At 73.2% G+C, this 24,735-nt stretch carries 25 protein-coding genes and 3 tRNA genes; 18 read left to right on the top strand and 10 right to left on the bottom strand.

The window, feature by feature from the left end; translation table 11 throughout:
- Positions 1–68: 68 nt before the first annotated feature.
- Both ACFYOS_RS07950 and ACFYOS_RS07945 read left to right on the top strand, forming a co-directional pair.
- Entirely contained in the window at positions 69–599 is a 531-nt protein-coding gene (locus tag ACFYOS_RS07950; RefSeq protein ID WP_387136839.1) for a peptidylprolyl isomerase, read from the top strand.
- Positions 600–624: 25 nt separating this feature from the next.
- Positions 625–1,548: a rhomboid family intramembrane serine protease gene (locus tag ACFYOS_RS07945; RefSeq protein WP_387136837.1), complete on the top strand. Its 924-nt coding sequence runs from the start codon at positions 625–627 to the stop codon at positions 1,546–1,548.
- Between the two features lie 10 nt (positions 1,549–1,558).
- On the opposite strand, the gene ACFYOS_RS07940 is transcribed toward ACFYOS_RS07945, so the two are convergent.
- Positions 1,559–1,993, bottom strand: a complete 435-nt coding sequence (locus tag ACFYOS_RS07940; protein WP_387136835.1) for a PH domain-containing protein — start codon at positions 1,991–1,993, stop codon at positions 1,559–1,561.
- A 115-nt stretch (positions 1,994–2,108) separates the two neighbouring features.
- Here ACFYOS_RS07940 and ACFYOS_RS07935 point away from each other — a divergent pair, with 115 nt between their 5' ends.
- From ACFYOS_RS07935 to ACFYOS_RS07900, 8 genes are all read left to right on the top strand, one after another.
- Positions 2,109–3,281, top strand: a complete 1,173-nt coding sequence (locus ACFYOS_RS07935) for a thiolase family protein (RefSeq protein WP_387136833.1) — start codon at positions 2,109–2,111, stop codon at positions 3,279–3,281.
- A gap of 108 nt (positions 3,282–3,389) precedes the next feature.
- Positions 3,390–4,346, top strand: a complete 957-nt coding sequence (locus ACFYOS_RS07930) for a DUF2332 domain-containing protein (RefSeq protein ID WP_387136831.1) — start codon at positions 3,390–3,392, stop codon at positions 4,344–4,346.
- 132 nt (positions 4,347–4,478) lie between these two features.
- The gene (locus ACFYOS_RS07925) at positions 4,479–6,110 is read left to right on the top strand and encodes a glycoside hydrolase domain-containing protein (protein ID WP_387136829.1); all 1,632 of its coding nucleotides are present in this window, start codon (positions 4,479–4,481) and stop codon (positions 6,108–6,110) included.
- Between the two features lie 150 nt (positions 6,111–6,260).
- Entirely contained in the window at positions 6,261–6,773 is a 513-nt protein-coding gene (locus ACFYOS_RS07920; RefSeq protein WP_387136827.1) for a hypothetical protein, read from the top strand.
- 69 nt (positions 6,774–6,842) lie between these two features.
- Positions 6,843–7,535: a response regulator gene (locus ACFYOS_RS07915; RefSeq protein ID WP_387136825.1), complete on the top strand. Its 693-nt coding sequence runs from the start codon at positions 6,843–6,845 to the stop codon at positions 7,533–7,535.
- Complete coding sequence (locus tag ACFYOS_RS07910) at positions 7,528–8,976, top strand: sensor histidine kinase (RefSeq protein WP_387136823.1); 1,449 nt, start codon at positions 7,528–7,530, stop codon at positions 8,974–8,976. Before ACFYOS_RS07915 ends, ACFYOS_RS07910 begins: the two co-directional genes overlap by 8 nt.
- A gap of 58 nt (positions 8,977–9,034) precedes the next feature.
- Entirely contained in the window at positions 9,035–9,634 is a 600-nt protein-coding gene (locus ACFYOS_RS07905) for a hypothetical protein (protein WP_387136821.1), read from the top strand.
- A gap of 155 nt (positions 9,635–9,789) precedes the next feature.
- Complete coding sequence (locus ACFYOS_RS07900) at positions 9,790–10,497, top strand: glycosyltransferase family 2 protein (RefSeq protein WP_387136819.1); 708 nt, start codon at positions 9,790–9,792, stop codon at positions 10,495–10,497.
- A gap of 27 nt (positions 10,498–10,524) precedes the next feature.
- On the opposite strand, the gene ACFYOS_RS07895 is transcribed toward ACFYOS_RS07900, so the two are convergent.
- Both ACFYOS_RS07895 and ACFYOS_RS07890 read right to left on the bottom strand, forming a co-directional pair.
- Positions 10,525–11,409, bottom strand: a complete 885-nt coding sequence (locus ACFYOS_RS07895; RefSeq protein WP_387136817.1) for a transketolase family protein — start codon at positions 11,407–11,409, stop codon at positions 10,525–10,527.
- 2 nt (positions 11,410–11,411) lie between these two features.
- On the bottom strand, positions 11,412–12,104 hold the full coding sequence (locus tag ACFYOS_RS07890) for a transketolase (protein WP_387136815.1): 693 nt from the start codon (positions 12,102–12,104) through the stop codon (positions 11,412–11,414).
- A gap of 46 nt (positions 12,105–12,150) precedes the next feature.
- On the opposite strand from ACFYOS_RS07890, the gene soxR reads away from it, so the two are divergent.
- Positions 12,151–12,615 carry a redox-sensitive transcriptional activator SoxR gene (gene soxR / locus ACFYOS_RS07885; protein ID WP_387136813.1) on the top strand — a complete coding sequence of 155 codons (465 nt, stop codon included), beginning with the start codon at positions 12,151–12,153 and terminating at the stop codon, positions 12,613–12,615.
- Positions 12,616–12,619: 4 nt separating this feature from the next.
- On the opposite strand, the gene ACFYOS_RS07880 is transcribed toward soxR, so the two are convergent.
- Positions 12,620–13,594, bottom strand: a complete 975-nt coding sequence (locus ACFYOS_RS07880; protein ID WP_387136811.1) for an NAD(P)H-quinone oxidoreductase — start codon at positions 13,592–13,594, stop codon at positions 12,620–12,622.
- 9 nt (positions 13,595–13,603) lie between these two features.
- Entirely contained in the window at positions 13,604–13,891 is a 288-nt protein-coding gene (locus tag ACFYOS_RS07875) for a hypothetical protein (protein ID WP_387136809.1), read from the bottom strand.
- Between the two features lie 344 nt (positions 13,892–14,235).
- Between ACFYOS_RS07875 and ACFYOS_RS07870 the strand changes: the two genes are divergently transcribed.
- Together ACFYOS_RS07870 and ACFYOS_RS07865 are read left to right on the top strand one after the other, a co-directional pair.
- Positions 14,236–14,324 (top strand) — tRNA-Ser (locus ACFYOS_RS07870).
- Between the two features lie 159 nt (positions 14,325–14,483).
- Positions 14,484–15,017 (top strand): YbhB/YbcL family Raf kinase inhibitor-like protein, encoded by a 534-nt coding sequence (locus tag ACFYOS_RS07865; RefSeq protein WP_387136807.1) that lies wholly within the window; start codon positions 14,484–14,486, stop codon positions 15,015–15,017.
- Positions 15,018–15,068: 51 nt separating this feature from the next.
- Here the strand turns inward: ACFYOS_RS07865 and ACFYOS_RS07860 are convergent, their stop codons facing one another.
- Positions 15,069–15,779: a class I SAM-dependent methyltransferase gene (locus tag ACFYOS_RS07860; protein WP_387136805.1), complete on the bottom strand. Its 711-nt coding sequence runs from the start codon at positions 15,777–15,779 to the stop codon at positions 15,069–15,071.
- A 210-nt stretch (positions 15,780–15,989) separates the two neighbouring features.
- Here ACFYOS_RS07860 and ACFYOS_RS07855 point away from each other — a divergent pair, with 210 nt between their 5' ends.
- On the top strand, positions 15,990–17,801 hold the full coding sequence (locus ACFYOS_RS07855) for a hypothetical protein (protein ID WP_387136803.1): 1,812 nt from the start codon (positions 15,990–15,992) through the stop codon (positions 17,799–17,801).
- Between the two features lie 4 nt (positions 17,802–17,805).
- Here the strand turns inward: ACFYOS_RS07855 and ACFYOS_RS07850 are convergent, their stop codons facing one another.
- Positions 17,806–18,588, bottom strand: a complete 783-nt coding sequence (locus ACFYOS_RS07850; RefSeq protein ID WP_387136801.1) for a hypothetical protein — start codon at positions 18,586–18,588, stop codon at positions 17,806–17,808.
- Between the two features lie 348 nt (positions 18,589–18,936).
- On the opposite strand from ACFYOS_RS07850, the gene ACFYOS_RS07845 reads away from it, so the two are divergent.
- The gene (locus ACFYOS_RS07845) at positions 18,937–20,466 is read left to right on the top strand and encodes a peptide deformylase (protein ID WP_387136799.1); all 1,530 of its coding nucleotides are present in this window, start codon (positions 18,937–18,939) and stop codon (positions 20,464–20,466) included.
- 95 nt (positions 20,467–20,561) lie between these two features.
- Here ACFYOS_RS07845 and ACFYOS_RS07840 read toward each other — a convergent pair whose 3' ends face one another.
- On the bottom strand, positions 20,562–21,683 hold the full coding sequence (locus tag ACFYOS_RS07840) for a globin domain-containing protein (protein ID WP_387136797.1): 1,122 nt from the start codon (positions 21,681–21,683) through the stop codon (positions 20,562–20,564).
- A gap of 134 nt (positions 21,684–21,817) precedes the next feature.
- Here ACFYOS_RS07840 and ACFYOS_RS07835 point away from each other — a divergent pair, with 134 nt between their 5' ends.
- Complete coding sequence (locus ACFYOS_RS07835) at positions 21,818–22,591, top strand: CPBP family intramembrane glutamic endopeptidase (RefSeq protein WP_387136795.1); 774 nt, start codon at positions 21,818–21,820, stop codon at positions 22,589–22,591.
- Here the strand turns inward: ACFYOS_RS07835 and ACFYOS_RS07830 are convergent.
- Complete coding sequence (locus ACFYOS_RS07830; RefSeq protein WP_387136793.1) at positions 22,552–23,739, bottom strand: hypothetical protein; 1,188 nt, start codon at positions 23,737–23,739, stop codon at positions 22,552–22,554. The genes ACFYOS_RS07835 and ACFYOS_RS07830 overlap by 40 nt on opposite strands.
- Before the next feature lie 307 nt (positions 23,740–24,046).
- On the opposite strand from ACFYOS_RS07830, the gene ACFYOS_RS07825 reads away from it, so the two are divergent.
- A tRNA-Ser gene (locus ACFYOS_RS07825) sits at positions 24,047–24,137 on the top strand.
- Positions 24,138–24,173: 36 nt separating this feature from the next.
- Positions 24,174–24,246 (top strand) — tRNA-Arg (locus tag ACFYOS_RS07820).
- A 77-nt stretch (positions 24,247–24,323) separates the two neighbouring features.
- Here ACFYOS_RS07820 and ACFYOS_RS07815 read toward each other — a convergent pair.
- Positions 24,324–24,497, bottom strand: a complete 174-nt coding sequence (locus ACFYOS_RS07815) for a hypothetical protein (protein WP_387136791.1) — start codon at positions 24,495–24,497, stop codon at positions 24,324–24,326.
- Positions 24,498–24,735 lie beyond the last annotated feature (238 nt).

Raw genomic sequence — 24,735 nt, 5'->3', positions numbered from 1 at the left:
CTCCGCATGGCCAGATCGGGCACATGGGAGGATCCGCATGGAAACTGACCAACAAGTGAGGAGTACCCGTGGCCGAGGCTGTCTACGCCACCTTGCACACCAACGCTGGCCCGATCCGGCTGGAGCTCTTCCCGAACCACGCGCCGAAGACCGTCCGCAACTTCGTCGAGCTGGCCGAGGGCACTCGCGAATACATCGACCCGCGTACCGGCCAGCCGGGCAGCGGGCCGTACTACGACGGCACCATCTCGCACCGCGTGATCAGCGGCTTCATGGTCCAGATGGGCGACCCGACCGGCACCGGTCGCGGTGGGCCGGGCTACAAGTTCGCCGACGAATTCCACCCGGAGCTGCGCTTCGACCGGCCCTACCTGCTGGCGATGGCGAACGCCGGGCCGGGCACCAACGGGTCGCAGTTCTTCATCACGGTCGGCCCGACGCCGCACCTGAACAACCGGCACACCATCTTCGGGCAGGTCGCGGACGAGCAGTCGGCCAAGGTCGTGGACTCGATCGCGAACACGCCGACCGGCCCGAGCGACCGCCCGCTCCAGGACGTGGTCATCGAGCGCGTCGAGATCGAGCGCAAGTCCTCCTGACCGGTGTGCGGGTACCTTTGCTCGCATGACTGAGCGCTCCGGGCCGGCAGGTGACGCCACCGACGGGCCGGTGCCGGCCGTCCCGGTCTGCTACCGGCACCCCGGTCGGGAGACGTACGTCCGGTGCACCCGCTGTGACCGGCCGATCTGCCCGGAGTGCATGCGGGAGGCCTCCGTCGGGCACCAGTGCCCGGAGTGCGTCAGCGAGGGACGCCGCACCGTGCGGCCGGCGCGTACCGCTTTCGGGGGCGGTGCCGCCGGCCGCCAGGGCTACGTCACGAAGACGCTGATCGCCCTGAACGGGCTGGTCATGCTCCTCTCCCTCGCCTCGGCCGGCGCTGCCGCCCTCAGCAAACTCCTCAGCGGCTCCACGCCGCTGACCAACTGGGGGTCCGTGCTCGGCTTGGCTGTCCTCCCCGACCACACCATCGGCGGGGTCGCCGAGGGGCAGTGGTATCGCCTGGTCACCGCGATGTTCCTGCACTACGGGCTGCCGCACCTGCTGCTCAACATGTGGGGGCTCTGGGTGCTCGGCCGGACCCTGGAGGCGGTGCTCGGGCCGCTGCGCTTCCTGGCCCTCTATCTGATCGCCGGGCTCGGCGGCAACGTCGCCATCTACCTGTTCAGCCCGCCCTACCAGACCTCGGCCGGGGCGTCGACCGCCATCTTCGGCCTCTTCGCCGCGATCTTCGTGATCATGCGCCGGCTGGGCCGGGACACCTCGGCCATCGTGCCGATTCTGGTGATCAACCTGATCTTCACCTTCACCGTGCCGCACATCTCGATCGCCGGTCACCTGGGCGGCCTGGTCACCGGCGCGGTGATGGCGCTGGTCCTGGCGTACGCGCCACGGATGCGGCGGACCCTGTTCCAGGCGGCCGGCGGCGCGATCATCGCGCTGGCCCTGCTCGGCCTGGTGCTGGTGCGCACCGGCATGCTGACCGGCTGAGGGCGGGCGTTCAGTGCGCGGCGGCCTGGGCGGCGCGCAGCGCCTCGGCGACCTCCTCCGGCGGGGCGTCCAGGTCGTGCCGGCCGAACAGGTGGAGCGACTCTCCCGCGTCGATCTCCAGCGTCTCGGCGGTCAGCCCGCGCCGGGTACGCCGTTCCACCCGGATCGCCTCGACCGCCGGCCAGGGCAGCCGGTGCCGGCCGGCGAAGCCCCGGATCACGGTGATCCCCTCCGCGTCGACGGCCAGCCGGACGGGCGCGACCAGGTCCCGCAGGCCCCAGCCGGCCAGCGCGACGGCGCCCAGCCCGGCGAGCACGAGCTGGACCCGGTCACCGTTGGCGAAGAGCAGGCCCAGCGCGACCAGGACGAGCGCGCCGGCCAGCTTGGCGACCGGCAGGATCGCCGGCACCCGCCACTGCTGGGCCGGGGGCGACTGTGGATTCACCGCCCCAGCATGCCAGCCACTCCGGCCGCCGACGCGACGGCCGGGAAACGGGGGAGGACGACCGGCCGGGTCAGGACGTAGTATCGGGGCCAGCCCAAGTTACCGGGGAGTAAACATGAGTGACGCGGTCATCGTCGGTGCGGTGCGGACCCCGGTCGGGCGGCGCAAGGGCAGCCTCGCCGGCGTGCACCCGGTCGACCTCTCGGCGCACGTGCTGCGCGCCCTCGCCGAGCGGACCGGCATCGACCCCGTTGACGTCGACGACGTGGTCTGGGGCTGCGTCTCCCAGGTCGGCGAGCAGTCGTGGAACGTCGCCCGCAACGCCGTCCTCGCCGCCGGCTGGCCCGAGTCGGTCCCCGGCACCACGCTCGACCGGCAGTGCGGGTCGAGCCAGCAGGCGCTGCACTTCGCCGCCGCCACCGTCCTCTCCGGCCAGGCCGACCTGGTGGTCGCCGGCGGCGTCGAGTCGATGACCCGGGTGCCGATGGGCTCCAGCGTGGCCGGCGGCATGCCGTTCAGCCCGGCCATCCTCGAGCGCTACCGCGGCGTCGAGGGCGTCGCCGAGGACAGCCCGCTCCCGTTCAACCAGGGCGTCGGCGCCGAGCTGATCGCCCAGCGGTGGCGGTTCTCGCGGACCCAGCTAGACGAGTTCGCGCTGGCCAGCCACGAGAAGGCCGCCGCCGCGCAGGACGCCGGGGCGTTCGACCCGGAGCTGGCCCCGGTGGCGCTGGCCGACGGCGGCAAGTTCACCGCCGACGAGGGCATCCGCCGGGACACCTCGCTGGCCAAGCTCGGCGAGCTGGCCACCCCGTTCAAGGCCGACGGCGTGGTCACCGCCGGCTCCGCGTCGCAGATCTCCGACGGGGCCGCCGCGCTCGCGGTCACCACCAGCGAGTGGGCCAGCCGGCACGGCCTGCGGCCGCTGGCCCGCGTCCACACCGCCGTGGTGGCCGCCGACGACCCGGTCACCATGCTCACCGCCCCCCTCCCGGCCACCGCCAAGGCGCTGCGCCGCGCGGGGCTGGGCATCGAGGAGATCGGGGTGTACGAGGTGAACGAGGCGTTCGCCCCGGTGCCGCTGGCCTGGCTGGCGGAGACCGAGGCGGACCCGGAGCGGTTGAACCCGCGCGGCGGCGCGATCGCCCTCGGCCACCCGCTCGGCGGGTCCGGCGCCCGGATCATGACCACGATGCTCCAGCACATGCGGGACAACGGGATCCGCTACGGCCTGCAGACCATGTGCGAGGGCGGCGGCATGGCCAACGCGACCATCGTCGAGCTGCTCTGAGCCGGGTCGACGTCGGCTGGTTCGGCGAGACGTTCCGCACCATGCCGGTCTGACCGGCTGTGGCGGCGGTCATTTCCCCGCCGGAACCGGCTGCGGCAGGGTGCCGCTGTGGACACCGTTGACAGCTATCGCAGGTTCGCCGAGCGGGAGGCTCGGGGTCAGTCCCCGACGTACGAGCGGCTGGCCCTGGCGGTCGCCGCGGACGCCGACCTGCTCGCCCTGCTCGACCGGCTGCCCGCGCCGAAGCGCCAGCCGAACCTGCTGTTCGGCGCAGCCCGATTCCTCGGCGGCCCGGTCGACGACCCGGACCGGTTCCGGGCCTGGGCGACGGCGTACTGGTCCGAGGTGGCGGCCACCATGTCGACCCGCCGGACCCAGACCAACGAGGCGGGCCGCTGCGCGGTGCTGCTGCCGCTGCTGGCCCGGCTGCCGCAGCCGCTCGCCCTGCTGGAGGTGGGCGTCTCCGCGGGCCTCTGTCTCCAGCCGGACCGCTACCGCTACGCCTACGGCTCCCACCGGGTCGGGCCGGCGGACAGCCCGGTCGAGCTGAGCTGCGCGGTCGACGGGCCCGCGCCGCTGCCGGACCGGGTGCCCGAGGTGGTGTGGCGGGCCGGGCTGGACCTGAACCCGCTCGACGTCACCGGCCCGGACGACCTGGCCTGGCTGACCGCGCTGGTCTGGCCGGAGCAGCAGGACCGGCGGGACCGGCTGCGCGCCGCCGCCGAGGTCGCCCGGACGTTGCCCGCCCCGGTGCACCGCGGCGACCTGCTCGCCGACCTGCCGGCGCTGGCCGCCACCGCACCCCGGGACGCCACGCTGGTCGTCTTCCACAGCGCCGTGCTGGCGTACCTGCCGATGGAGGGGCGGCGCGCCTTCGCCGAGCTGGTACGCGGGCTGCCCGGCCACTGGATCTCCAACGAGGGGGCCGGAGTGTTCCCCGAATTCGCCGAGGGACTGTCCGCTCCGGACGGTCCGGCCCGGTTCCTGCTGGCCTTGGACGGTCGCCCGGTCGCCTGGACCGGACCGCACGGCCAGTCCCTGCACTGGCTGGCGAACTGGGCCTAAACCGGACGGGATTCGGTTTCGGTCTCGACAGGTGGGCCTTGACCTGGCAAGAATCGTGGGGCCGGTGTGGAGCGAGTGACGCCAGGCGTCCGCCGCCGGCCTGCTGACCACGGGGACAGATTCGGGGAAATCATGACACCCTCCTTCTCGCTGCCCGGGCTGCGCCGGGCTGCCCGCCGGACGCTGGCCGCCTCGGCTGCCGCCGTCCTCGGCGCCGGCGCCGCGCTCACCGCCACCGCCGGGCCGGCCCAGGCAGCCGTCGGCCCCCAGCCGGGCACGTACACCGGTCTCGGCTTCGACGCCTGCACCGCGCCGAGCAGCGCCGCCATGCAGGCCTGGCGGGCCAACTCGCCCTACCAGGCGGTCACCATCTACTTCGGCGGGGAGGACCGGGGCTGTGCCCAGCCCAACCTCACCGCCGACTGGGTCGCCACCCAGGCGGCGGCCGGCTGGCACCTGGTGCCGATGTACGTCGGCCTCCAGTCGCCCTGCCGCAACACGACCAGGGCCAAGATGGCCCTCGACCCGACGCAGGCCGCCGCCCAGGGCAGAGCTCAGGCCGACGACGCCGTCGTCCAGGCGCAGAGCCTGGGCCTGCCTCGGGAGAGCGTGCTGGTCTTCGACATGGAGAACTACGCCACCGGGGACGTCGCCTGCACGACGGCGGTCACCTCGTTCATGAGCGCCTGGACCGCGCGCCTGCACGACCAGGGCTACCTCTCGGGCTTCTACAGCAGCATGGCGAGCGGCGTGGCCGATCAGGTCGCCGCGTACAACAAGGCCGGCTACGTCCGCCCCGACTACCTGCACTTCGCCCGGTGGCGGCTGGAGGACCCGACAGCCGACCCGATGATCCAGGCGACGGTCGACGACCCGGACGTCCCGGCCGGCTACTGGTCGCCGAAGCGGCGGATGAAGCAGCACGTCGGCCCGCACGACGAGACGTACGGCGGGGTCACCATCAACATCGACGGCGACTTCCTCGACGTCGCTCCGCTGCCCGCGACCCGGTTCGGCGACTTCACCGGCAACGGCTGGTCCGACGTGGTCTACCGGGAGCCGTCCACCGGCCGGCTCTACCTCTACGGCGGCAACGGCACCACGCTGAGCGGCCGGGTGGCCCTGGGCACCGGCTGGAACAGCATGAACGCGCTGCTGCGGGTCGGGAACTTCAACCGGTCCGGTGGGGAGGACATCCTCGCCCGGGAGAAGTCCACCGGCTACCTGTGGCTCTACCCGGGGACGGGATCCGGGTTCGGCAGCCGGGTGAAGATCGGTACGGGCTGGAACAGCATGCGGGAGCTCACCCCGATCGGTGACTACAACCGGGACGGTTACCCGGACCTGGTGGCGGTGCAGTCGTCCAACGGCGCGCTCTACCTCTACCCCGGCAAGGGCACCGGCTTCGGCAGCCGGGTGCTGATCGGGTCGGGCGGCTGGAACGGCATGGACGAGTTGAACGGCGGCGGCGACTTCAACGCCGACGGCTACCCGGACCTGCTGGCCCGGGAGAAGACCACTGGCTACCTGTACCGGTACTCCGGCCGCGGGGGCGCGATCACGTCCAAGACCAAGGTCGGCACCGGCTGGAACACCGTGCGCGACGTCGTCCAGGTCGGCGACTTCGACCGGGACGGCTACCCGGATCTGGTGGCGGTGCAGAAGTCCACCGGCTATCTGGTCCGCTACCGCTGGTTCGGCACGGGCTGGGCGTCGTCGGCCAAGATCGGCACCGGCTGGGGCAGCATGACCCCACTGCTCTGACGCGGGCATCGGCCGGGCCTCGCGTTACTCGCGGCGGGGCCCGGTCGTGGCGCTGAGGATGTCGGACCGCGGGTGCGACTTGCAGGGGTGGAAGTTCCAGAACTTCGGCGTGACCCATATCACCCCAATCAAATGCTCGTTGCATCTTGCATGGACGTGTTCTCCCGAACGTTCCTTCCGGCCGCCGCCGAGACCGGCCTGGCGACCCAGACCGTGAGTCGGCACATGCCGATCTTTCGCCGGTGCGTCGGCTCGGGCGACGCGACCATCCTGGTCACCCGGTGCAGTCGCCCGGACCACCCGATCGGCGGCGAATACCTGATGCTCCTCACCCACCGCCGCCTCGTGGTCACCCAGCAGACCCGGGTGCTGCACCGGCTGCGCCTGCACCTCAACACCGAGCTGCGCGAGCTGAGCAACGTCACCTGGAGCCCCGACGCGCGCTCGCAGAGCGTCGAGCTGGCGGCCACCGCGATCGACGGGGTCCGCGAGCGGTTCCTCATCCGGACCCACCACCCGAAGCAGGTGTGGCAGCTCGACGCCCTGCTCAACCACGCCTTCCGGACCCGGCTCCGGACGCCCGCCGAGCGGCTGGTCGCCACCATCGGCGAGCCGCCGGTCGGCACCCGTCCCGCCGGGTTCCGCCCGGCGACGGTCCGCTGACCGGCTCCTTACCGAACCCGAACATTCCCCGGACGTCTTCGGCGTCCACCGGTCGGTAATCATGGGCCGGTGACCGCCGACACCGCCCAGCGTGGGCTCGTCCTCGTGGTGGAGGACGAGCCGGCCATCGCCGACCTGGTCCGGCTCTACCTGAGCCGGGACGGCTTCGGCGTACACCTGGAACGGGACGGCGCGGCCGGTCTCGCCGCCGCGCGGCGGCTGCGCCCGGTGGCCTGCGTGCTGGACATCGCGTTGCCCGGGCTGCCCGGCACCGAGATCTGCCGGCGGCTGCGCGAGGCCGGCGACTGGACCCCGGTCATCTTCCTCACCGCCCGGGACGACGAGGTCGACCGGATCGTCGGCCTGGAACTGGGCGCGGACGACTACGTGACCAAGCCGTTCAGCCCGCGTGAGCTGGTCGCCCGGGTCCGGGCGGTGCTGCGCCGCACGGCCGGCGCGCCCGCCGGGGCCGAGCAGCCCCGGGTGGTCGGCGCGGTCACCCTCGACCCGGCCCGCCGGACGGTCACCGCCGCCGGCACCCCGGTCCAGCTCACCTCCACCGAGTTCGACCTGCTCGCGCACCTGATGGCCCGGCCCGGCCGGGTCTTCACCCGGGAGGAGTTGCTCGCCGGCGTCTGGGGGTACGCCGCGCACGCCGGCACCCGGACCGTGGACGTGCACGTGGCCCAGGTCCGGGCCAAGCTCGGCCCGGCCAGCGTGATCCGCACCCACCGCGGCGTCGGGTACGCGGCCGATGCCTGAGCAGCCCACCGTCGCGCTGCCGGTGATCGGACCCCGCCCGGCCCCGACGCCGCCGCGCCGGCGTCCCGCGCACACCCTGACCGCCCGCGCGGTGCTGGTCACCTGCGCGGTGGCGCTGGTGTCGGTGCTGGTCACCGCGCTGGTCGCGGTCCCCCTCGCGGTACGCGGCGCCGAGCGGCGCGACCAGGAGGCGCTGGCTGCCCAGGCCCGGCTCGCCGCCGGCGTGCTCCGGGTCAGCGCGGCCCGGCAGCGCGACACCGCCGGGGAACGGCTGATCCGCCAGCTCCGCCAGCAGGACATCGAGGTGTACCTCATCCGGGCCGGCCAGGTGGACCGCCCCGGCCTCCCCCCGCAGGTGGTGACCCGGGTGGCGGCCGGCCGGGACGTCGCCGGCCGGCGGCTGGTCGACGGGAGACGAGCCCTGGTCGAGGGGCGGGCCCTGTCCGGCGGCGACGGGGTGGTGCTCACCCGGGCCACCACCAGCGGACCCTGGCGGCAGGTGCTGCGCAGCCTCTGGCTGCCGCTGCTCGCCGGGCTCGCCGCCGGGGCGGCCGCCGGGCTGCTGCTGGCCCGCCGGCTGGCCCGGCCGATCCGTACCGCGGCCACCGCCGCCGCGCGGCTGCGCGCCGGGGACCGGGCGGTCCGGGTGCCGGTCGAGCCGCCCGACGAGGTGGCCGACCTGGCGTACGCGCTGAACGGGCTGGCCGCCGCGCTGGCCACCAGCGAGGGGCGGCAGCGGGAGTTCCTGCTCTCGGTGTCGCACGAGCTGCGCACCCCGCTCACCGCCATCCGGGGCTACGCCGAGGCGCTCGCCGACGGGGTGATCGACGCCGACGGGGTGCCGGACACCGGCCGGACGATGCTCGCCGAGGCCGAGCACCTGGACCGGCTGGTCAGCGACCTGCTCGCGCTGGCCCGGCTGGAGGCGGCCGACTTCCCGCTGGAGCCGGGCCCGGTCGACCTGACCCGGCTGGCCGCCGACGCCGAGCGGACCTGGTCCGACCGGTGTGCCGCGGTCGGGGTGCCGTTCCGGGTGGAGGCACCGGTCGGGCCGGTGCCCGCGTACACCGATCCGGGACGGATCCGGCAGGTGGTGGACGGGCTGCTGGAGAACGCGCTGCGGGTCGTACCCCCGGGGGCGCCGGTGGTGCTGGCGGTCCGGCCGGCCGGCGCGGACCCGGCCGCCGGCGGCATCGTCGAGGTCCGCGACGGCGGACCCGGCTTCACCGACGACGACCTGGCGGTGGCGTTCGAGCGCGGCGCGCTGCACCAGCGGTACCGGGGGGTGCGCAAGGTGGGCAGCGGGCTCGGCCTGGCGCTCGCCGCCGGCCTGGTCCACCGGCTCGGCGGCGGCATCACGGCCGGGCACGCCCCGGAGGGCGGCGCGGCCTTCACCGTCCGGCTGCCCGGCGATCCTTACCTGACCCGAACATCGGCCTGACGATCTGCTCGTGCGGGTGGGGCAGGCTGAAGGCACCACGGACGAGAGAGGACAACCGATGGCACGTCAGGGAATCGTCACCGGCGTCACCGCGCTGCTCGCGGCGGCCGCGCTCGGCCTCGCCGGCTGCGGGCCCGCCCAGCTGGCGCAGGACTCGGCGAAGGAGACCGCGGTCGAGGTGGCCGCCGCGATGGGCGCGGACGGTCAGGCGCTCGCCGCGATGGGTTTCGACGCCGCCGACCTGGACGTGGACCCGGTCGCCGACCCGGCCCCCTCGACCTCGGCCGGTGCGCAGGCCGGCAAGGGCCAGAAGGGCGAGCGCGGGCAGGAGTGGCGCAACCGGCACCGGGCCCGGGTGCTGCTGCGCAGGAACATCCTGCACGGCGAGGTGGTGGTGCAGACCAAGGACGGCGGGACGAAGACCGTCGCGGTGCAGCGCGGCCAGGTGACCGCCATCGACGACAAGTCGATGACCGTCAAGTGCACCGACGGCTTCACCATGACCTGGACGTTCGACGAGAAGCTGCGGGTGATCGAGCGGCGCACCACCGTGCAGTCCACTGACATCAAGGTCGGCACCACCGTCGGCGTGGCCGGCGCCAAGGACGGCGACGGCGGCGTCGCCCGGCTGGTCGTGGTCCCGTTCAAGCAGCGCTGAGATGGGGGAAGGCGGTCGTCCCGGTGGGGCGGCCGCCTTCTCGCGGGAGCGGCGACGGACGACCTTCTCACAGCTCACGGCGCTGCTCGCGCCGCTGCGGCGAGCGGCCAGGTTACGCTAGGGCCGACTTACCGTCGCCACCGTGGAGAACCCGTGTGAAGCTCTCGATCCTCATGCCGGTCTACAACGAGGAAGAACGCATCGCTGATGCCCTGAAGCAGGCATTGGCGGTGGACTACCCGTGCGAGATCGAGCTCGTCGTGGTCGACGACGGCAGCCGGGACGGCACCGGGGAGGTCCTCGGCCGGGTGGACGACGCGCGGCTGCGGGTCATCACCCACCAGCGCAACGCCGGCAAGGGCGCAGCGATCAAGACCGCCGTCGACAACGCCGAGGGTGAGTACATGGTCATCCTCGACGCCGACCTCGAGTACGACCCGCAGGACATCCCGAAGCTGCTGGAGCCGGTGCTCGACGGGCGGGCGACGGTGGTCTACGGCAATCGGACCTTCGGCAGCCACAGCGCCTACAGCTTCTGGTACGTGATGGGCAACCGGGGCGTCACGACCGTGGCGAACGTGCTCTACAACTCGTACATCGGCGACCTGGAGACCTGCTTCAAGCTCATGCCGCTGGAGCTCTACCGGTCGCTCCAGATCCGGTCCCGTGGCTTCGGCATGGAGGCCGAGGTCACCGGCAAGCTGCTGCGCCAGCGGATCCGCCCGTACGAGGTGCCGATCAGCTACCGCGCGCGGGGCCGCGAGGAGGGCAAGAAGATCACCTGGAAGGACGGCGTCGAGGCGGTCTGGATCCTGGCCCGCGAGCGGGCCCGCCGCCGCCCGGTCGGCGCCGCGCAGCGCTGACGCCGACCCCGGGCGGGTCCCCCCCGGTCAGGCGGACCGGGACAGGAACGCGTCGACCGAGCGGCGCAGCCCGGCGGCGTCCAGGCCGTGCCACCGGGTGTGGTCCTCCGTCAAGCCGTAGCGGCGCAGGTCCGCGCGGCCCACGCCGAGGGTGAGCAGCCGGTGCGGCCGGTCGGCCAGCGCCGCGCCGACCACCCGGGCCGAGGTCCCCGCCAGGTACGGCTCGACCAGGATCACCTCGCTGCCCGCGAGGGCCCGCAGCCCGGCGGTGTCGAACGGGCGCGGCCGATGGGTGTACGTCACGGTGACCGCCCGGTCGGCGACGGCCGCGAGCGCCTGGTCCAGCAGCGGGCCGACCACCACCAGCAGCGGCGCACCCGGCCCGGCGTCCCGCATGATCCGCAGGTCACCCGCGTCCGGGTACGCCGTCGCGTTGCTCTCCGTGGAGAGCCGCACGTACGCCGAGTCCTGGCCGCACACCACGTCCCGCAGCACCCTGGGCACCTCGTCCCGGTGGCCCGGCACGTGCACCGTCCAGTCGCGCAGCGTGTCGATCAGCGCCACGTCGGCCGGCGCCAGGTGGGTCCGCCCCGCCGCCGCCCGGTCGTACGACGCGCCGACGCTGACCAGCACCGCCCCGACGCCCTGGTGGTCGAGGTCCAGCTTGATCTGCTCGTACGCCCGCTCGACCAGGAACGGCGCGTAGCTGTGCACGATCGGGCGCAGCCCGGTCAGCGCCAGCCCGCCGGCCACGCCCACCATGAGCTGCTCCCGGATGCCGACGTTGAGCACCCGGTCGGGGTGCCGTTCGGCGGCCGGCGCGAACGCGGCGGCCGAGATGTCGGCCAGCACGATGGCCGTCCGCGGGTCGTCCAGAAAGGCGCTGGCGGTGGTCACGAAGGTCTCGCGCATGGTCACTCCCCGTTGGTGACGACCGCGACGACGACGTGCGGCCGGTGGTTGTCGTGCCCGGTGAGGGCGGTGTGCAGGGCCTCGTGGTCGCGGCCGTCGACCGTCGCGGCGGTCCACCCGTTGACGGTGAACCGGCTGGCCGCGCCGCCCGGCCAGCCGTGGCTCGCGGACCGGTTGTCCAGCACGATCGCGGTGAGGTTGCCGAGCCCGGTCGCCCCCGCGTACGCGATCGCCTCGTGGTTGGCACCCTCGTCCAGTTCGGCGTCGCCGAGCAGCACGTACACCCGGGGGTCGGGCCGTCCCTGGGCGCGCAGGCCGAGCGCGGTGCCCACACCCAGGCCGAGGCCGTGGCCGAGCGACCCGGAGCCGATCTCCACCCCGGGCACCAGCAGCCGGTCCGGGTGGTCGCCGAGGCGGCTGTCCGGCCCGCCCTGGTCGTCCAGCCACTCCACCGGCACGAAGCCCTTGGCGGCGAGCAGCGCGTAGTAGCCGGCGACCGCGTGCCCCTTGGAGAGCAGGAAGCGGTCCCGGTCCGGGTCGTCGACGGTCTCCGGGGTGATCCGGAGCACCCGGTCGTAGAGGACCTGGAGCACGTCCAGCGTCGAGTACACGTTCGCGCCGAACTCGCGCCCGGCGCGTACCCGGTCGAGCAGCGCGCCCAGCACGGCGGGGTCGGTGGCGGTGGTCGTCGTCATGCGGATAGCCTCGGAGTTGAAGCGCACTTCAACTCAAGGTCTTGTGATGCACGAAGCACTCACCATCGGACAGCTGTCCGCCCGCAGCGGGGTGGCCCCCTCTGCGCTGCGCTACTACGAGCGCCTGGGGCTGATCCGGGCCCAGCGCACCGGCGGCAACCAGCGCCGCTACGCCCGGTCGGAACTGCGCCGGGTGGCGTTCGTCCGGATCTCCCAGCAGGTCGGCGTGTCGCTGGAGGAGATCCGGGAGGCGCTGGACGCGCTGCCGTCCTCGCGTACGCCCACCCCGGACGACTGGTCCGCCCTCTCCAAGGCCTGGCGGGAGCGGCTGGACGAGAGGATCCGGCTGCTCGGCAAGCTCCGCGACGACCTGGACGGCTGCATCGGCTGCGGCTGCCTGTCGTTGCAGCGCTGCACGCTCTACAACCCGGGCGACTCGCTGTCCGCCGAAGGCCCCGGCGCCCGGCTGATGCTGCCCCGGCCGGGCGAGCCGGACGGCGACGCGGCCTGACCGGTCACCGGACCAGCAGCACCTTGCCCAGGTGGTCGCTCGTCTCGACCAGGCGGTGCGCGTCGGCGGCGTCGGCCAGCTTCGCCCGGCTGTGCACGATCGGCCGGACCGCCCCGGACTCGACCAGCGGCCACACCTGCTCGCGTACGCCCCGGACGATCTCCGCCTTCTCGGCCAGCGGCCGGGAGCGCAGCGCCGTGGCGTGGACCGCCCCCCGCTTCGCCAGCAGCATCCCCAGGTCCAGCTCGCCCTTGCGGCCGCCCTGCATGCCGATCACCACCAGCCGGCCGCCGGTGGCCAGCGCCGCCACGTTCCGCGGCAGATAGGCGGCACCCATGATGTCCAGGATCACGTCGGCGCCCCGGCCGTCGGTGACCCGGTGGACCTCTTCGACGAAGTCCTGCTCCCGGTAGTCGACGGTGTGCGCGGCGCCCAGCTCGCGCAGCCGGCCGTGCTTCCCCGCCCGCGCGGTCACCACCACGGTCGCGCCGAGCGCCACGCCGAGCTGGATGGCGAACGTGCCGATCCCGCTCCCGCCGCCGTGCACCAGCAGCGTCTCGCCCTTCGCCAGCCGGGCGAGCTGGACCACGTTCGACCAGACCGTGCAGGCCACCTCCGGCAGCGCCGCGGCGTCCACCAGGTCCACACCGGCCGGCACCGGCAGCAACTGCCCGGCCGGCACGGCCACCTTCTCGGCGTACCCGCCGCCGGCCAGCAGGGCGCAGACCTCGTCGCCGACCGCCCAGCCGGTCACGTCGGGCCCGAGCGCACTGATCACCCCGGAGCATTCCAACCCCGGGTACGCGGGCGCGCCCGGCGGCGGCGGGTAGTTGCCCTGCCGTTGCAGCAGGTCGGCCCGGTTCACCGCGCTGGCCCGCACGTCGACGACCACCTCGCCGGCGCCGGGCTCCGGGTCGGGCACCTCGGACCAGACGAGAGCCTCGGGTCCGCCGGGTTTCGGGATCGTCATCGCGCGCATGGCCCAGTCTTACCCGATCCGGCCGTCCGTCCACGCCCGAGTCAGGATCTCGTCCACCGTCTCGTCCGGGGTCTGCGCCGAGGTGTCCAGCCAGAGCCCGATCCGGGGCGTGTCGGCCCGGAACTCCGCGTCCAGGTCGGCGACCGGCCAGTCGCCGTACCCCTGCTTGGGCCGGTCCCGCTCGCGGGCGGCGACCACCTCCGCGCCGGGCGCGAGCACCACCACCGCGAGCGGCCGGTGCCGGATCCGGTCGACCATGGCCGGCAGGTCCGGGCCGAGCACCACGTCCTGAAGCATCACGGTGAACCCCGCCGCCGCGTACCGGTCGGCCGCGGCGGCGGCCAGGTCGTAGCGGAGCCGGAGCTGCCGCCACGCCGGAGAGCTGGGCGGTCAGCTGCGCCCGCCCGCCGACGATCATCCGGCGGAACACGTCACCGCGCAGGTGCACGGATCGGGGCAGCCGCCGGGCCAGCAGCTCGGCCACTGTGGACTTGCCGGCCGCCATGATTCCGGTGATCAGCACCACCGTCGGTGTCTCCCACACGGCGGACATCCTGCCAGCGAGGGTGGGACGCCGGCTCGCCCGTTACGGGGCCCGTGGCAGACTATGCACGGCCGCGTACCCTTCGGGGACGTGTCCGGGAGGGTTCGCCTAGTGGCCGATGGCGCTGGTCTTGAAAACCGGTAAGGGCAGCGATGTCCTTCGTGGGTTCGAATCCCACACCCTCCGCACGACTCCTCACCGCGCCTCGATCGGCGACCAGCCAGGTCACTTCGTCGCCGTCGTGAGTGCTGTGGACTCGGACACGACGCGCCTTCGGTTCGTTCTGGCGCGTGGAGGGGGTATGAAAGGCGCAGGAATTCGCGCGCACCCGGAAGGACCGTTTCGATGACCCTGGAACGACCGATCGCCCCGGACCCGTACGAGCTGCTCCCGACGGTGCCGTCGTTCACCCTGACCAGTGACGACGTGCACAACGGCGAGCCGATGGACGCGCGGCACGCGCACGGCAGCGCCGGGGGTGAGAACATCTCCCCGCAGCTGTCCTGGTCGGGCTTCCCCGACGAGGCCCGGAGCTTCGTGGTCACCTGCTTCGACCCGGACGCCCCGACCGGTAGCGGCTTCTGGCACTGGGTGCTGGTGGACGTGCCCACCTCGGTGACCGGGCTGCCCACCGCGGTGAAGGAGAGCGACCTGGGCGGTGCCTTCAGCATCCGCAACGACTACGGCGACACCGGGTACGGCGGCGCGGCCCCGCCGCCCGGCGACCGTCCGCACCGGTACGTCTTCGCGGTGCACGCGGTGGACGTGGAGCGCCTCGACGTCGGCCCGACCGCCAGCCCGGCCTACGTCGGCTTCAACCTGGCGTTCCACACCCTCGCCCGGGCGGTCATCCGCCCGACATACCAGATCAAGGAGTGACCCACGGACTAGGAAGGGCCCCCGGGGTGACCGGGGGCCCTTCCTAGTCCGTCAGGCCGGGACGCGGGCGACGGCGAAGACGGACTGCCCGAACGGCGGGCGCAGCCGCTGCTCGGCCGCCTTGGTCGCCGGCAGGACCAGGCTGTCGTAGACCTTCACCATCGGGCCCTCCTTCGGCATCAGCCGGAAGACCTTGGTGGCCATGAAGTAGCCGATCAGACCGAGGGCGTTCGCGTAGTGGATCTTCTCCACGGTGAGACCGGCCTCGGTCATCGCCGCGGCCAGGGTCTTCCTGGTGTAGCGGCGGACGTGGCCGGTGGCGATGTCGGCCGGGCTCATCGCGAACTGGAACGCCGGCACGATGATGATCACGGCGCCCCCGGGCCGGACCAGGTCGCGCATGCTGGACAGCGCGCCGACGTGGTCCTCGATGTGCTCCAGCACGTTGTAGGAGACGGCCGCGCTGTAGTCGCCGCGCTCGGAGTGCGGCAGCAGCATCTGCCGGACCTCGATGCTGGGGCGGTCGGCCAGCCGTTCCTTGAGCCGGACAAGCCGATCCGGGTCTGCCTCGGTCGCGGTGATCCGGGGCAGGTGCTCGGACCATTCCAGGGCGTAGTCGCCCAGGCCGCTGCCGATCTCGATGGGGTTGTCACCGAGGTATGGCACCGCTAGCTCGACGAACCACCTGCGGTGGTTGACCGCCGTCGCCAGTCCCTCGAGCACCTCCGACTGGACGCGCTGATCCCCAGTGATTTCTGCCATGCGTCGATTCCTCACGATATGACTGACCCGCGCCTGGACCGACAGAGTCAACCATCCGGATGGACGGCAAGGGAATCGGGGCACCGGGGGTGGCCGAATTGCGGTCGGGGGTGGGCACGTGATCGGCGGTCGGCGAACCCGGCACATAGTACGCTAGTACCCAGAAACATGTCACGGCCCTGCCATACCCTGACTACTCTCTGAATTGTCATGACTACTCCTGAATCGGACGCCGCTCGCGGTGGCGCCGCCGAGGGCGGGCCCGACGAGGGCGAACGGCGGGGGCGGGAGCGGTGGATCGACGTCGCCGCCGTGCTCAGCTTCGTGCTGCTCGCGTTCTGGGTGACCGCCCGGTTCTGGGCCAGCCCGTCCGCCGGGGTCCGGGACAACCGCACCGATCAGGCGCAGTTCGAGTGGATGATGGCGCACGGCGCACGGGTCGTGACCGATTTTGCCTATCCTTTCACCTCGCACCAGATGAATGTGCCGGACGGCGTCAATCTGATGGCAAATACGTCCGTATTATCCGTTTCCCTGCCAATGACGCCCATCACCGTCCTGTTCGGGCCGCGTACGGCATTCCTGGTCTTTCTCACCCTCGGAATGGTCGCCACGGGCGCCGCCTGGTATTTCGTCCTTTCCCGGGTGCTGATCCGGGCCCGGGGACCGGCCTGGCTCGGGGCCGGATTCTGCGCCTTCGCGCCGGCGATGGTCTCGCACGCCAACGCCCACCCCAACATCGTCAGCCAGTTCGTGGTGCCGCTGATCATCTGGCGGACGCTGCGCCTCGCCGAGCCGGGCCGCTGGCTGCGCAACGGCGTGCTGCTCGGGTTGCTGATCGTCTGGCAGGCCTTCCTCAACCTGGAGATCCTGCTGATGACGGCGATCGGGCTGGGCGTGGTGGTGGTCGCGCTCGCCGTCGGCCGGCCGGAGACTCGGCAGGCGGCCCGGACCTTCTGCGCCGGACTCGGGGTGGCCGCCGTCGTCGCCGCGGCGGTCCTCGCGTACCCGCTGTACGTGCAGTTCTTCGGGCCCGGGGCGTACCAGGGGCTGTCCCGGCTGATCCGCGGCTACCGCACGGATCTCGCCTCGTTCGTCGCCTGGTCCCGCGAGTCCCTCGCCGGGGACGCCCGGGGCAGCGTGTGGCTCGCCAAGAACGCCACCGAGGAGAACGCCTTCTTCGGCTGGCCGCTCGCCGTTCTGGTGGTCGCGCTGGTGTGGTGGCTACGGCGCAGCGTCGTGGTGCTCGGCCTGGCCGCGGTCGGCGCCGTGTTCGCCCTGTTCTCCCTCGGCCGTGAGATCCGCCTCGACGGGCACGACACCGGCATCCCCGGCCCGTGGGCCGCGCTGGAGGACCTGCCGGTCCTGCACTCGGTGGTGCCCACCCGCTGGGCGCTGGCGCTCACCCCGATCATCGGGATCCTGCTCGCGCTCGGCGCGGACCACGCCCGCCGACTGGCGGAGCGCCGCCCGGCCGCCCGGCCGCAACTCCGGTTCGCCTCCGCGACCGTGCTGACCATGGCGCTGCTGCCGATTCTGCCCACTCCGCTGCCCTCGGTACGCCTCGAACCGACGCCCGCCTTCGTCACCTCCGGGGCCTGGCGGCCGTACGTGACCGGCGGGCGCAGCATCGTGACCCTGCCGCTGCCCGACACCACCTACGCCGACCCGCTGCGCTGGTCCGCCGAGACCCGGCTGGACATGCCATTGGCCCGCGGCTACTTCCTCTACCCGGACACCCGGCCCGGTGCTGGCCGGGTGGCACTCTTCTCCGCGCCGCCCCGCCCGACCAGCACCTTCTTCAGCACGATCCGGATGACCGGCGGGGTGCCGCCGATCACGCCGGCGGATCGGGTGTCCGCCGTGGACGACCTGCGCTACTGGCGGGCCGGTGCGGTGATCCTCGACCCTCAGGTGCGGCAGGCCGACGCGTTGGGGCGGGGGATGACCGCGCTGACCGGGATCGAGCCGAGGTTCACCGGCGGCGTCTGGCTCTGGGACGTCCGCCCACTGGTCGACTGAGCGCTCAGGACGGCTGGAGGCAGCAGCCCTGGCAGATCTTCGGCCGGGGCAGGGTGAAGGCGAGGCAGCAGGTACGCCGCTGCACCGTCGGCTCGCCGGCCGGGCCGGGCACCAGCTCCACCAGGTCGCTCAGGCCGAGGGCGTCGAGCAGCGTGCCGATGTGCGCGGCGGCGGAACCGGGGAGCGCGTCCGAGGCGCGCAGGATGCCGTGCGCGATGCCGGAGGCGACCGAGCCGAGCAGCGTACGCGTGCCGAGCCGGACCTCGGTCTGGATGGCCGCGATCAGCGGGGCGAAGTGGACGTCGAGCAGCGAGGCGCGCAGCGCGTCGAGCAGCGCCGCCTCGTCGGCGACGACCCGGACGTCCGGGTGGCCGGCCAGTGCCAGCGGGTCACCCGGCAGCACAGCGACCGTGGTCGAGCTGCGCAGGCCCAGGGTGAGTAGCTGGTGGTGGTCCTCGAAGTGGATCAGGACGTGGGCCGGGTCGAGCAGCGGCACCCGCCGGGCGGAGGCCCAGCCGAGCACCACCGGCAGCGCCGTCCAGTAGCTGTACGACTTCCAGGCCAGCGCGGCGCAGGCGTGCGGCGTGCCGCCGAAGCGCCGGGTCGCCGCGCGCAGGAACGCGGGGAGCAGCGTGCCGTCGACCAGTCGGGTCGCCGGTGACCAGCGGGCCCGGTCGGTGGTGACCAGCAGGCCGGGGGCGAGTCCGGGCAGGTCGTCGGTGCCGAACATGGCGCGCAGGGTCGCCGTCACCGGGGCGAGCGGCGCGGCGGTGTCCCGCCTCGGCATCACCGCTGTCACCTGATCCGTCCCCCGTCTGGTGGCCCTACCGGTCGGCGTCCGCCGTCGGCTTGTGCGCCGCCGGCTCGGACTAAGGCTAGCCTAACCACAGCTCCCGGTCGGGGGAAAGTCGGCCCCAGGGCTGGATGAAGAGGTCCCGGTCACTCCGCGGCCCGCGCCGCGTGCCGGGTACTACCCGGCGGGGCGGGCGGAAAACGCCGCGGGACCGGCCCGGGGACCGCGTAAGCATCGACGGATACCGCTGAATTGTCAAGGTGAATGTCGAATATGAGGCAGTTTCCGTACACGTTTGGCCACCGACAGTGAAAATGGTGCTCCCGTGTACGAGGAAGCCCGATGTCGACCTCACCCATCGAGCGTGCCGCCGCCTCGTTCGCGGCCGAACTCGCCCGGCACCGCACCGGCCGAGGGCTGTCCAAGAAGCAGTTGGCGACCCTGATGGGCTTCGACCCGTCGTACGTCAGCCACGTCGAAGGGCGCCGGCACCGGCCCACCAAGGACTTCGCCCGCCGCGCCGAGGCCGTCCTGGCGGCCAGCGGCGCGATCTGGCAGCGCTTCCGGGAGTACGACGGGCTGCGGCACGGCCGCTCCGGCGGGGCCCACCGTGAGCCACCCGTCCCCGGCCAGTGGCTGCCGCCCGGCACCGGGCTGGTGGTCGAGCGGGAGGCCGCGACCCTCACCCACACCGACGAGGGCTACCAGTGCGTGATCCGGCGCGAGCTCTACAACGCCGGCACCGAGCCGGTCAGCCGCTACCTGGTCCGGGTCGCGGTGGACCGCTACCCCAACGACGCCGACCGCTCCAACCGGCACCACCGGGAGCACCCGCTCACCTTCGCCGAGCTGCAACTGACGGCGTACCGGGACGACGGCGGCGGGCGCGAGCCGATGCACTGGCGGGCCAAGCACGACCGGGACGCGTTCAAGGAGATCTGGCTGCTCTTCGAGAACGCCGAGGGCCGCTTCCCGCTCTACCCCGGCGACCGGGTCACCATCGAGTACGCGTACCGGGTCGGCCGGGACAAGTGGGGCCCGTGGTTCCAGCGGGCCGTCCGGCTGCCCACCCGCCACCTCGCCGTCCAGCTCGACCTGCCCAAGGACCTCGACCCGAAGGTGTGGGGGGTGGAGACCTCCCTCTCCGCCGAGGAGGGGCCGCTGCGTACCCCGATCCGACGGCACGAGCAGGACGGCCGGTCGATCTTCGACTGGGCCACCGACGACCCACCGCTGAACGCCCGCTACCGGCTCCAGTGGCGGTTCCGCAGCCTGCCCCCGGATACCGAGCCGGACGGCCCCGGCCCGGGCGTCCGGGTCCCTGCCAGCGATCGGATGCGCAGCATCGGCATCCTGCAACGCGGCGACGACCTGCTCCGGCAGCCCGCCCGCCAGTTCGACCTGCCGCGCGAGGAACGCGTCGCCCGGCACGTCGCCGACCGGCTCTCCGCCGTCCTGGTCCGCCTCGACGAGCTGCACCCGTTCAGCAAGGGCGTCGGCATCGCCGCGACCCAGCTCGGGCTCGGCTGGGCCGTCGCACTGGTCCGCCCCGCCGACCGGGCCGCCGAACCGGTCCTCCTGCTCAACCCCCGGGTGGTCGACAGCGCCACCGAGACGGACGAACAGTACGAGGGCTGCCTCTCCTACTTCGACCACCGCGGCCTGGTGCCGCGGCCGCTCCGGATCGACGTGGAGCACGCGCAGTGGGACGGCAGCCGGGTCATCACGTCCTTCGAGTACGCGACGGCCCGCCTGATCGCCCACGAGATCGACCACCTGGAGGGGCGCCTCTACGTCGACCGGATGGCCCCGGGCGTGCCGCTGGTGCCGGTCGAGGAGTACCGCGACACCGGCCACCCCTGGCGTTACTGACCCGCCCCGACTTCCGGCCCGCGCCCCGGCTGGCGGTGGCCGGGTCGCGTGCCCCAGCGGCAGGGGCACGCGACCCGGCTCGGGGGGAGCAAGGCCTAAAGATTGCCGAACGTGTCGTACCGGATGTTGTCGGGCGGGACGTCGTCCGCGGCGAGCGCGCGCAGGGTGGCCCGGACCATCGGGGCCGAGCCGGAGACGTAGCAGTCGTGCGTGGTCCACGGGCCGTACCGGGTGACCACGTCGGAGATGTCGCCCACCTCGCCGTCGAAGTCCGGGTCCGCGCTGCACGCCGGGGTCACGGACAGCCACGAGTGGGCGGCCGCCAACTCCTCGAGGCCGGCCAGGCCGTACAGCTCCTCCGGTCGCCGGGCGCCGTAGAAGACGTGCACCCAGCGGGTCCGGTTGACGCCGGTCAGCTCCTCCACCAGCGCCTTGATCGGGGCCAGTCCCACCCCGCCGGCGACGCAGAGGATGTCCCGGGCGGACGTCCGGTCCAGCGTCATCGACCCCATCGGCGCGGCCACCCGCAGCAGATCACCCGGCTTGGTCCGGCGGACCAGCGCCCCGGACACCCAGCCCGCCGCGCGGGCCGGCGTCCGGACGTGGAACTCCAGCACGTTGTCGGCCTTCGGGGCGTTCGCCACCGAGTACGTTCGCCACACCCGCGGGTGGTACCGGGGCACCTCGACGCTGACGTACTGGCCGGCCTGCCAGGGCAACGGGTGCTGGAGGGCGCGGACGGTCAGCACGGCGGTGTGCGGCCCGTGCCGCTCGTGGGTCAGCACCTCGGCGTGCCAGAACGGCGGGTTCTCGTCCGCCGCCGCCCCAGCGAGCATCCGCTCGGAGATGCTCGCGTACGCCTCCCGCCACGCCTGGTCGTACTCCAGGTTCCAGCCGTCCCCGGCGGTGCTGCGCAGCGCGTCCAGCAGGGCGACCCCCATGGTCTCGTAGTGCGCGGCCTCGACGTGGTACTTGCGGTGGTCCCGGCCCAGCGCGCGGAGGTACTCGTCGAAGCTCTCCGGGTCGCCCACCGTCTGGGTGGCGGTGACGATCGCCTCCAGGATCCGGTCCCCCTGCCCGTTCATCTGCACCGGGAAGAGGCTGCGCAGCGCGGGGTCGAGCAGGAACAGCCGGGCGTAGAAGTGGGCGCTCAGCCGTCCCCGATCCCCCTCGACCAGGGTCCAGCTCTCCTTCAGCAGCCGCGCGAAGTTCGCCACGGGGAACCCCTCCTTCTTCGGACGGCGGATCGAGCCCTCCCAGAATCTCCACGCAGCGTGCTGCCTGGTCGCACAGAATGTGCGACAGGCTCACCTAGATGCCGACGGGCGCCCTCGTGCGGCACAGTGGTCCGGTGACGGTCGACGAGCTCACCCGCCCGGTGTCCCGCCGGACCCTGGGTGCCGAGACGCTGCTGGTACTCGGTCTCTCCCTCGGCCAGTCGGCGGTGTACGCCCTGGTCTCACTGATCGCCAAGCTGACCGCCGCCGGTCCGCTCTCCAAGCAGACCGCCTCGCTGAACACCTCGGTGTCGGCCCGGCCGTACCTCGACCTGACGTACCAGCTCCTCGGAATCTGCTTCGCGCTGCTGCCGGTGCTGCTCGCCGTACACCTGCTGGCGCGTGACCCCGGCGATCCGGCCCGGACGCTCGGGGTGGACCTGCGTCGACCCGGGCCGGACCTGGCCCGGGGCGCGGGTCTGGCCGCGCTGATCGGCCTGCCCGGGCTGGCGCTGTTCTGGGCGGCGGCGCAGCTCGGGGTCAACGCCACCCTGGTCCCGGCCGCCCTGCCGCACCTCTGGTGGGCGGTGCCGGTGCTGATCCTCGCCGCCGTGCAGAACGCCGTGCTGGAGGAGGTGATCGTGGTCGGCTACCTGGTCACCCGGCTGCGGCAGCTCCACTGGCGGCTCGGCGCGATGGTCGCGGCCAGCGCGGTGCTGCGCGGCTCCTACCACCTCTACCAGGGCTTCGGCGCGTTCGTCGGCAACGCCGTGATGGGCGTGATCTTCAGCCTGTTCTTCCTGCGTACCCGGCGGGTGGCCCCACTGATCGTCGCGCACACCCTGCTCGACGTGGTCGCCTTCGTCGGCTACGCGCTGCTCCCGAAGTCCTGGTTCGGCTGGCTCTGACGGGCGCGGCCCGGCCGGTAGCGGCCAATCGCCCGCGCGGCCAGCCGCTCCGTGGCGGCCGCGTCGCCCGCGGCGGCGGTCAGCAGCGCCGCGCCCGGTAGCAGCCGGGACACCAACCGCAAGCCGAGCCGGCCGCTGGCCTGCGCGGCCAGCGGCGTCGCCAGCCGCCACGCCGCCTCGGCCACCCGCGGCCACGGCCCCTCCGCCGGCGCGCCCGCCGACCGGACCGCGTCCAGCGCCGCGCGGGCGGTCGCGACGTCGGGATGCACCTGGGTCAGCACCAGCAGCTCGGCCACCCGGTCCGGATGACCCGGGTCCCGTCCGTGGACCGCCGCCAGGTGTAGCACCAGGTTGGCCTGGGTCCAGAGCACCGCGGTCAGTTCCGCCACCGGTGCCAGCAGCCCGGCGCCCGCGGCGAGCGCCCCGCCCGTACCGGCCAGCCGGACGAACCGCCGGGTCACCAGCCGGGCCAGCCCGTCGGCGTCCGCGCCCGGGTACGCCCCGCGCGTCCGCCGCACCCACTCACCGGCGCGCGGCCCGAGGGTGTCCACCGCCGCGAGGGCCAGCAACTCCGGGGCGAAGCCCGGGTGCTCGAGCACGCGCGCGCCCACCGCCCGCCAGCCCTCCCCGGAGGTACGCCCCGACTCCGGGGTGACCTGGCTCGCCGGGGCGGCGCTGACCGGCGGAGCGGCAGGAGTTTTCTTCGTCGCTGCGGTCTTGCGGGCAGGCGCGGCCTTCGTGGTCCTGGTCACCCGGAGGCTCCGGGCGGGAGCCTCGGGTTCGCCCGGAGCCTCGGTGCCGGCGCTGGTCACCTTCGTCGCCCGCGTGGCCCTCTTGACCGATGCGGCCTTCTTGACCGGTGTCGCCTCGGTCGGCGTGGCCATCGTCGTCGGCGTCGTCGTCTTCTTCCTCGGGGTCGTCGGGGCCGCCGGGGCGCGGCGGGACCGCCCCGGGGGCACCTCGGCCACCGGGTCGCCGTCGGCCGGGCCCGCCTGCTGCCGGTCAGGGCCGGTGTCCCGCGTACCGGTGCCGGCCCCGGCGGGGGCGGTCTCGGCCGGCGGGCGCGGACGGGGCGCGGCGGCCGGCGGCTCCGGCGTCGGATCGGCCGCGGGGGTGGCCTGGGCCGGCTCGGGCGGCTGGAAGACCACGGTGGGGGCGACCCTGACCCGCGGCGCCCGAGGCGCTGGCCCACTCGCGGCCTCCGGCCCGGAAGGTGGTTCCGGCGTGGGGGGCGGGGTGAAGGTCGGCTTGGTGGAGCGGCTCCGCCGGGTGCTGGCGGCGGGCTCGCGACGGGGCGGATCGCTCGGCGGCTGCTCCTGCATATCGATGGAGCCTAGCCGTGGACGTGACGTCGCACACGGCGGAAACACCGGGGGTGGGACTTCGCCGGTAGTCGCTTTGCCCCGGGTGGGTGTCGACCTGTATCCTCGGGCCCGGTGGTCTGCGGGCCACCGGGGAGACTTCGCCTAGTCTGGTCTATGGCGCCGCACTGCTAATGCGGTTGGGGTTTTAAAGCCCCTCCCGGGTTCGAATCCCGGAGTCTCCGCGCGAAAGCCGGGTGTGTAGACTGGCCGAGCAACGAGCGCCCGTAGCTCAACGGATAGAGCATCTGACTACGGATCAGAAGGTTAGGGGTTCGAATCCCTTCGGGCGCACAGCAGGTCAAGGGCCGGTTTCCTGTTACAGGAGACCGGCCCTTGATCGTGTTGACCCCCACGGCTGACCCCTACGCCTACGCGTCGAAGAGGAAGCCGAGCCGGCCCACGGCGTCCTGCTGCACCCGTCGTGTCGCCTCCACGTAGATCGACTTGGTGACGGTCGGGGAGCTGTGCCCGAGCACGTCCTGAATCCGTTCCAGCGGCACGCCCTGGCCGTAGAGCAGCGGCGCAAGAGTGGCGCGGGTCATGAACCCGAATACGCCGAACACCCGCCCGCTCGCACAACTGCTCGAAATGCCGATTGATATTGCGCGGCTCATTAGCCTCGATCATTCACGGCTGATGTCGGCCGCTTCGGCCTCGGGCCTCTGATCGCTGGTGTTCGATGCGATTGGGTTGAGGGCATGGTGTCGGGCCGTCTGTCGCGGCGGTGGGCGTGGTCTCCTTTGGTCCTCCGGTCGTCGGGACAGGGCTGTGCTGGTCAGC

Origin of the sequence: Micromonospora sp. NPDC005806, assembly GCF_042871425.1 — a bacterium.
Lineage (GTDB): Bacteria > Actinomycetota > Actinomycetes > Mycobacteriales > Micromonosporaceae > Micromonospora.
Note: the sequence above shows the minus strand (reverse complement) of the source record. Positions and strands in the feature narration are given on the sequence as shown.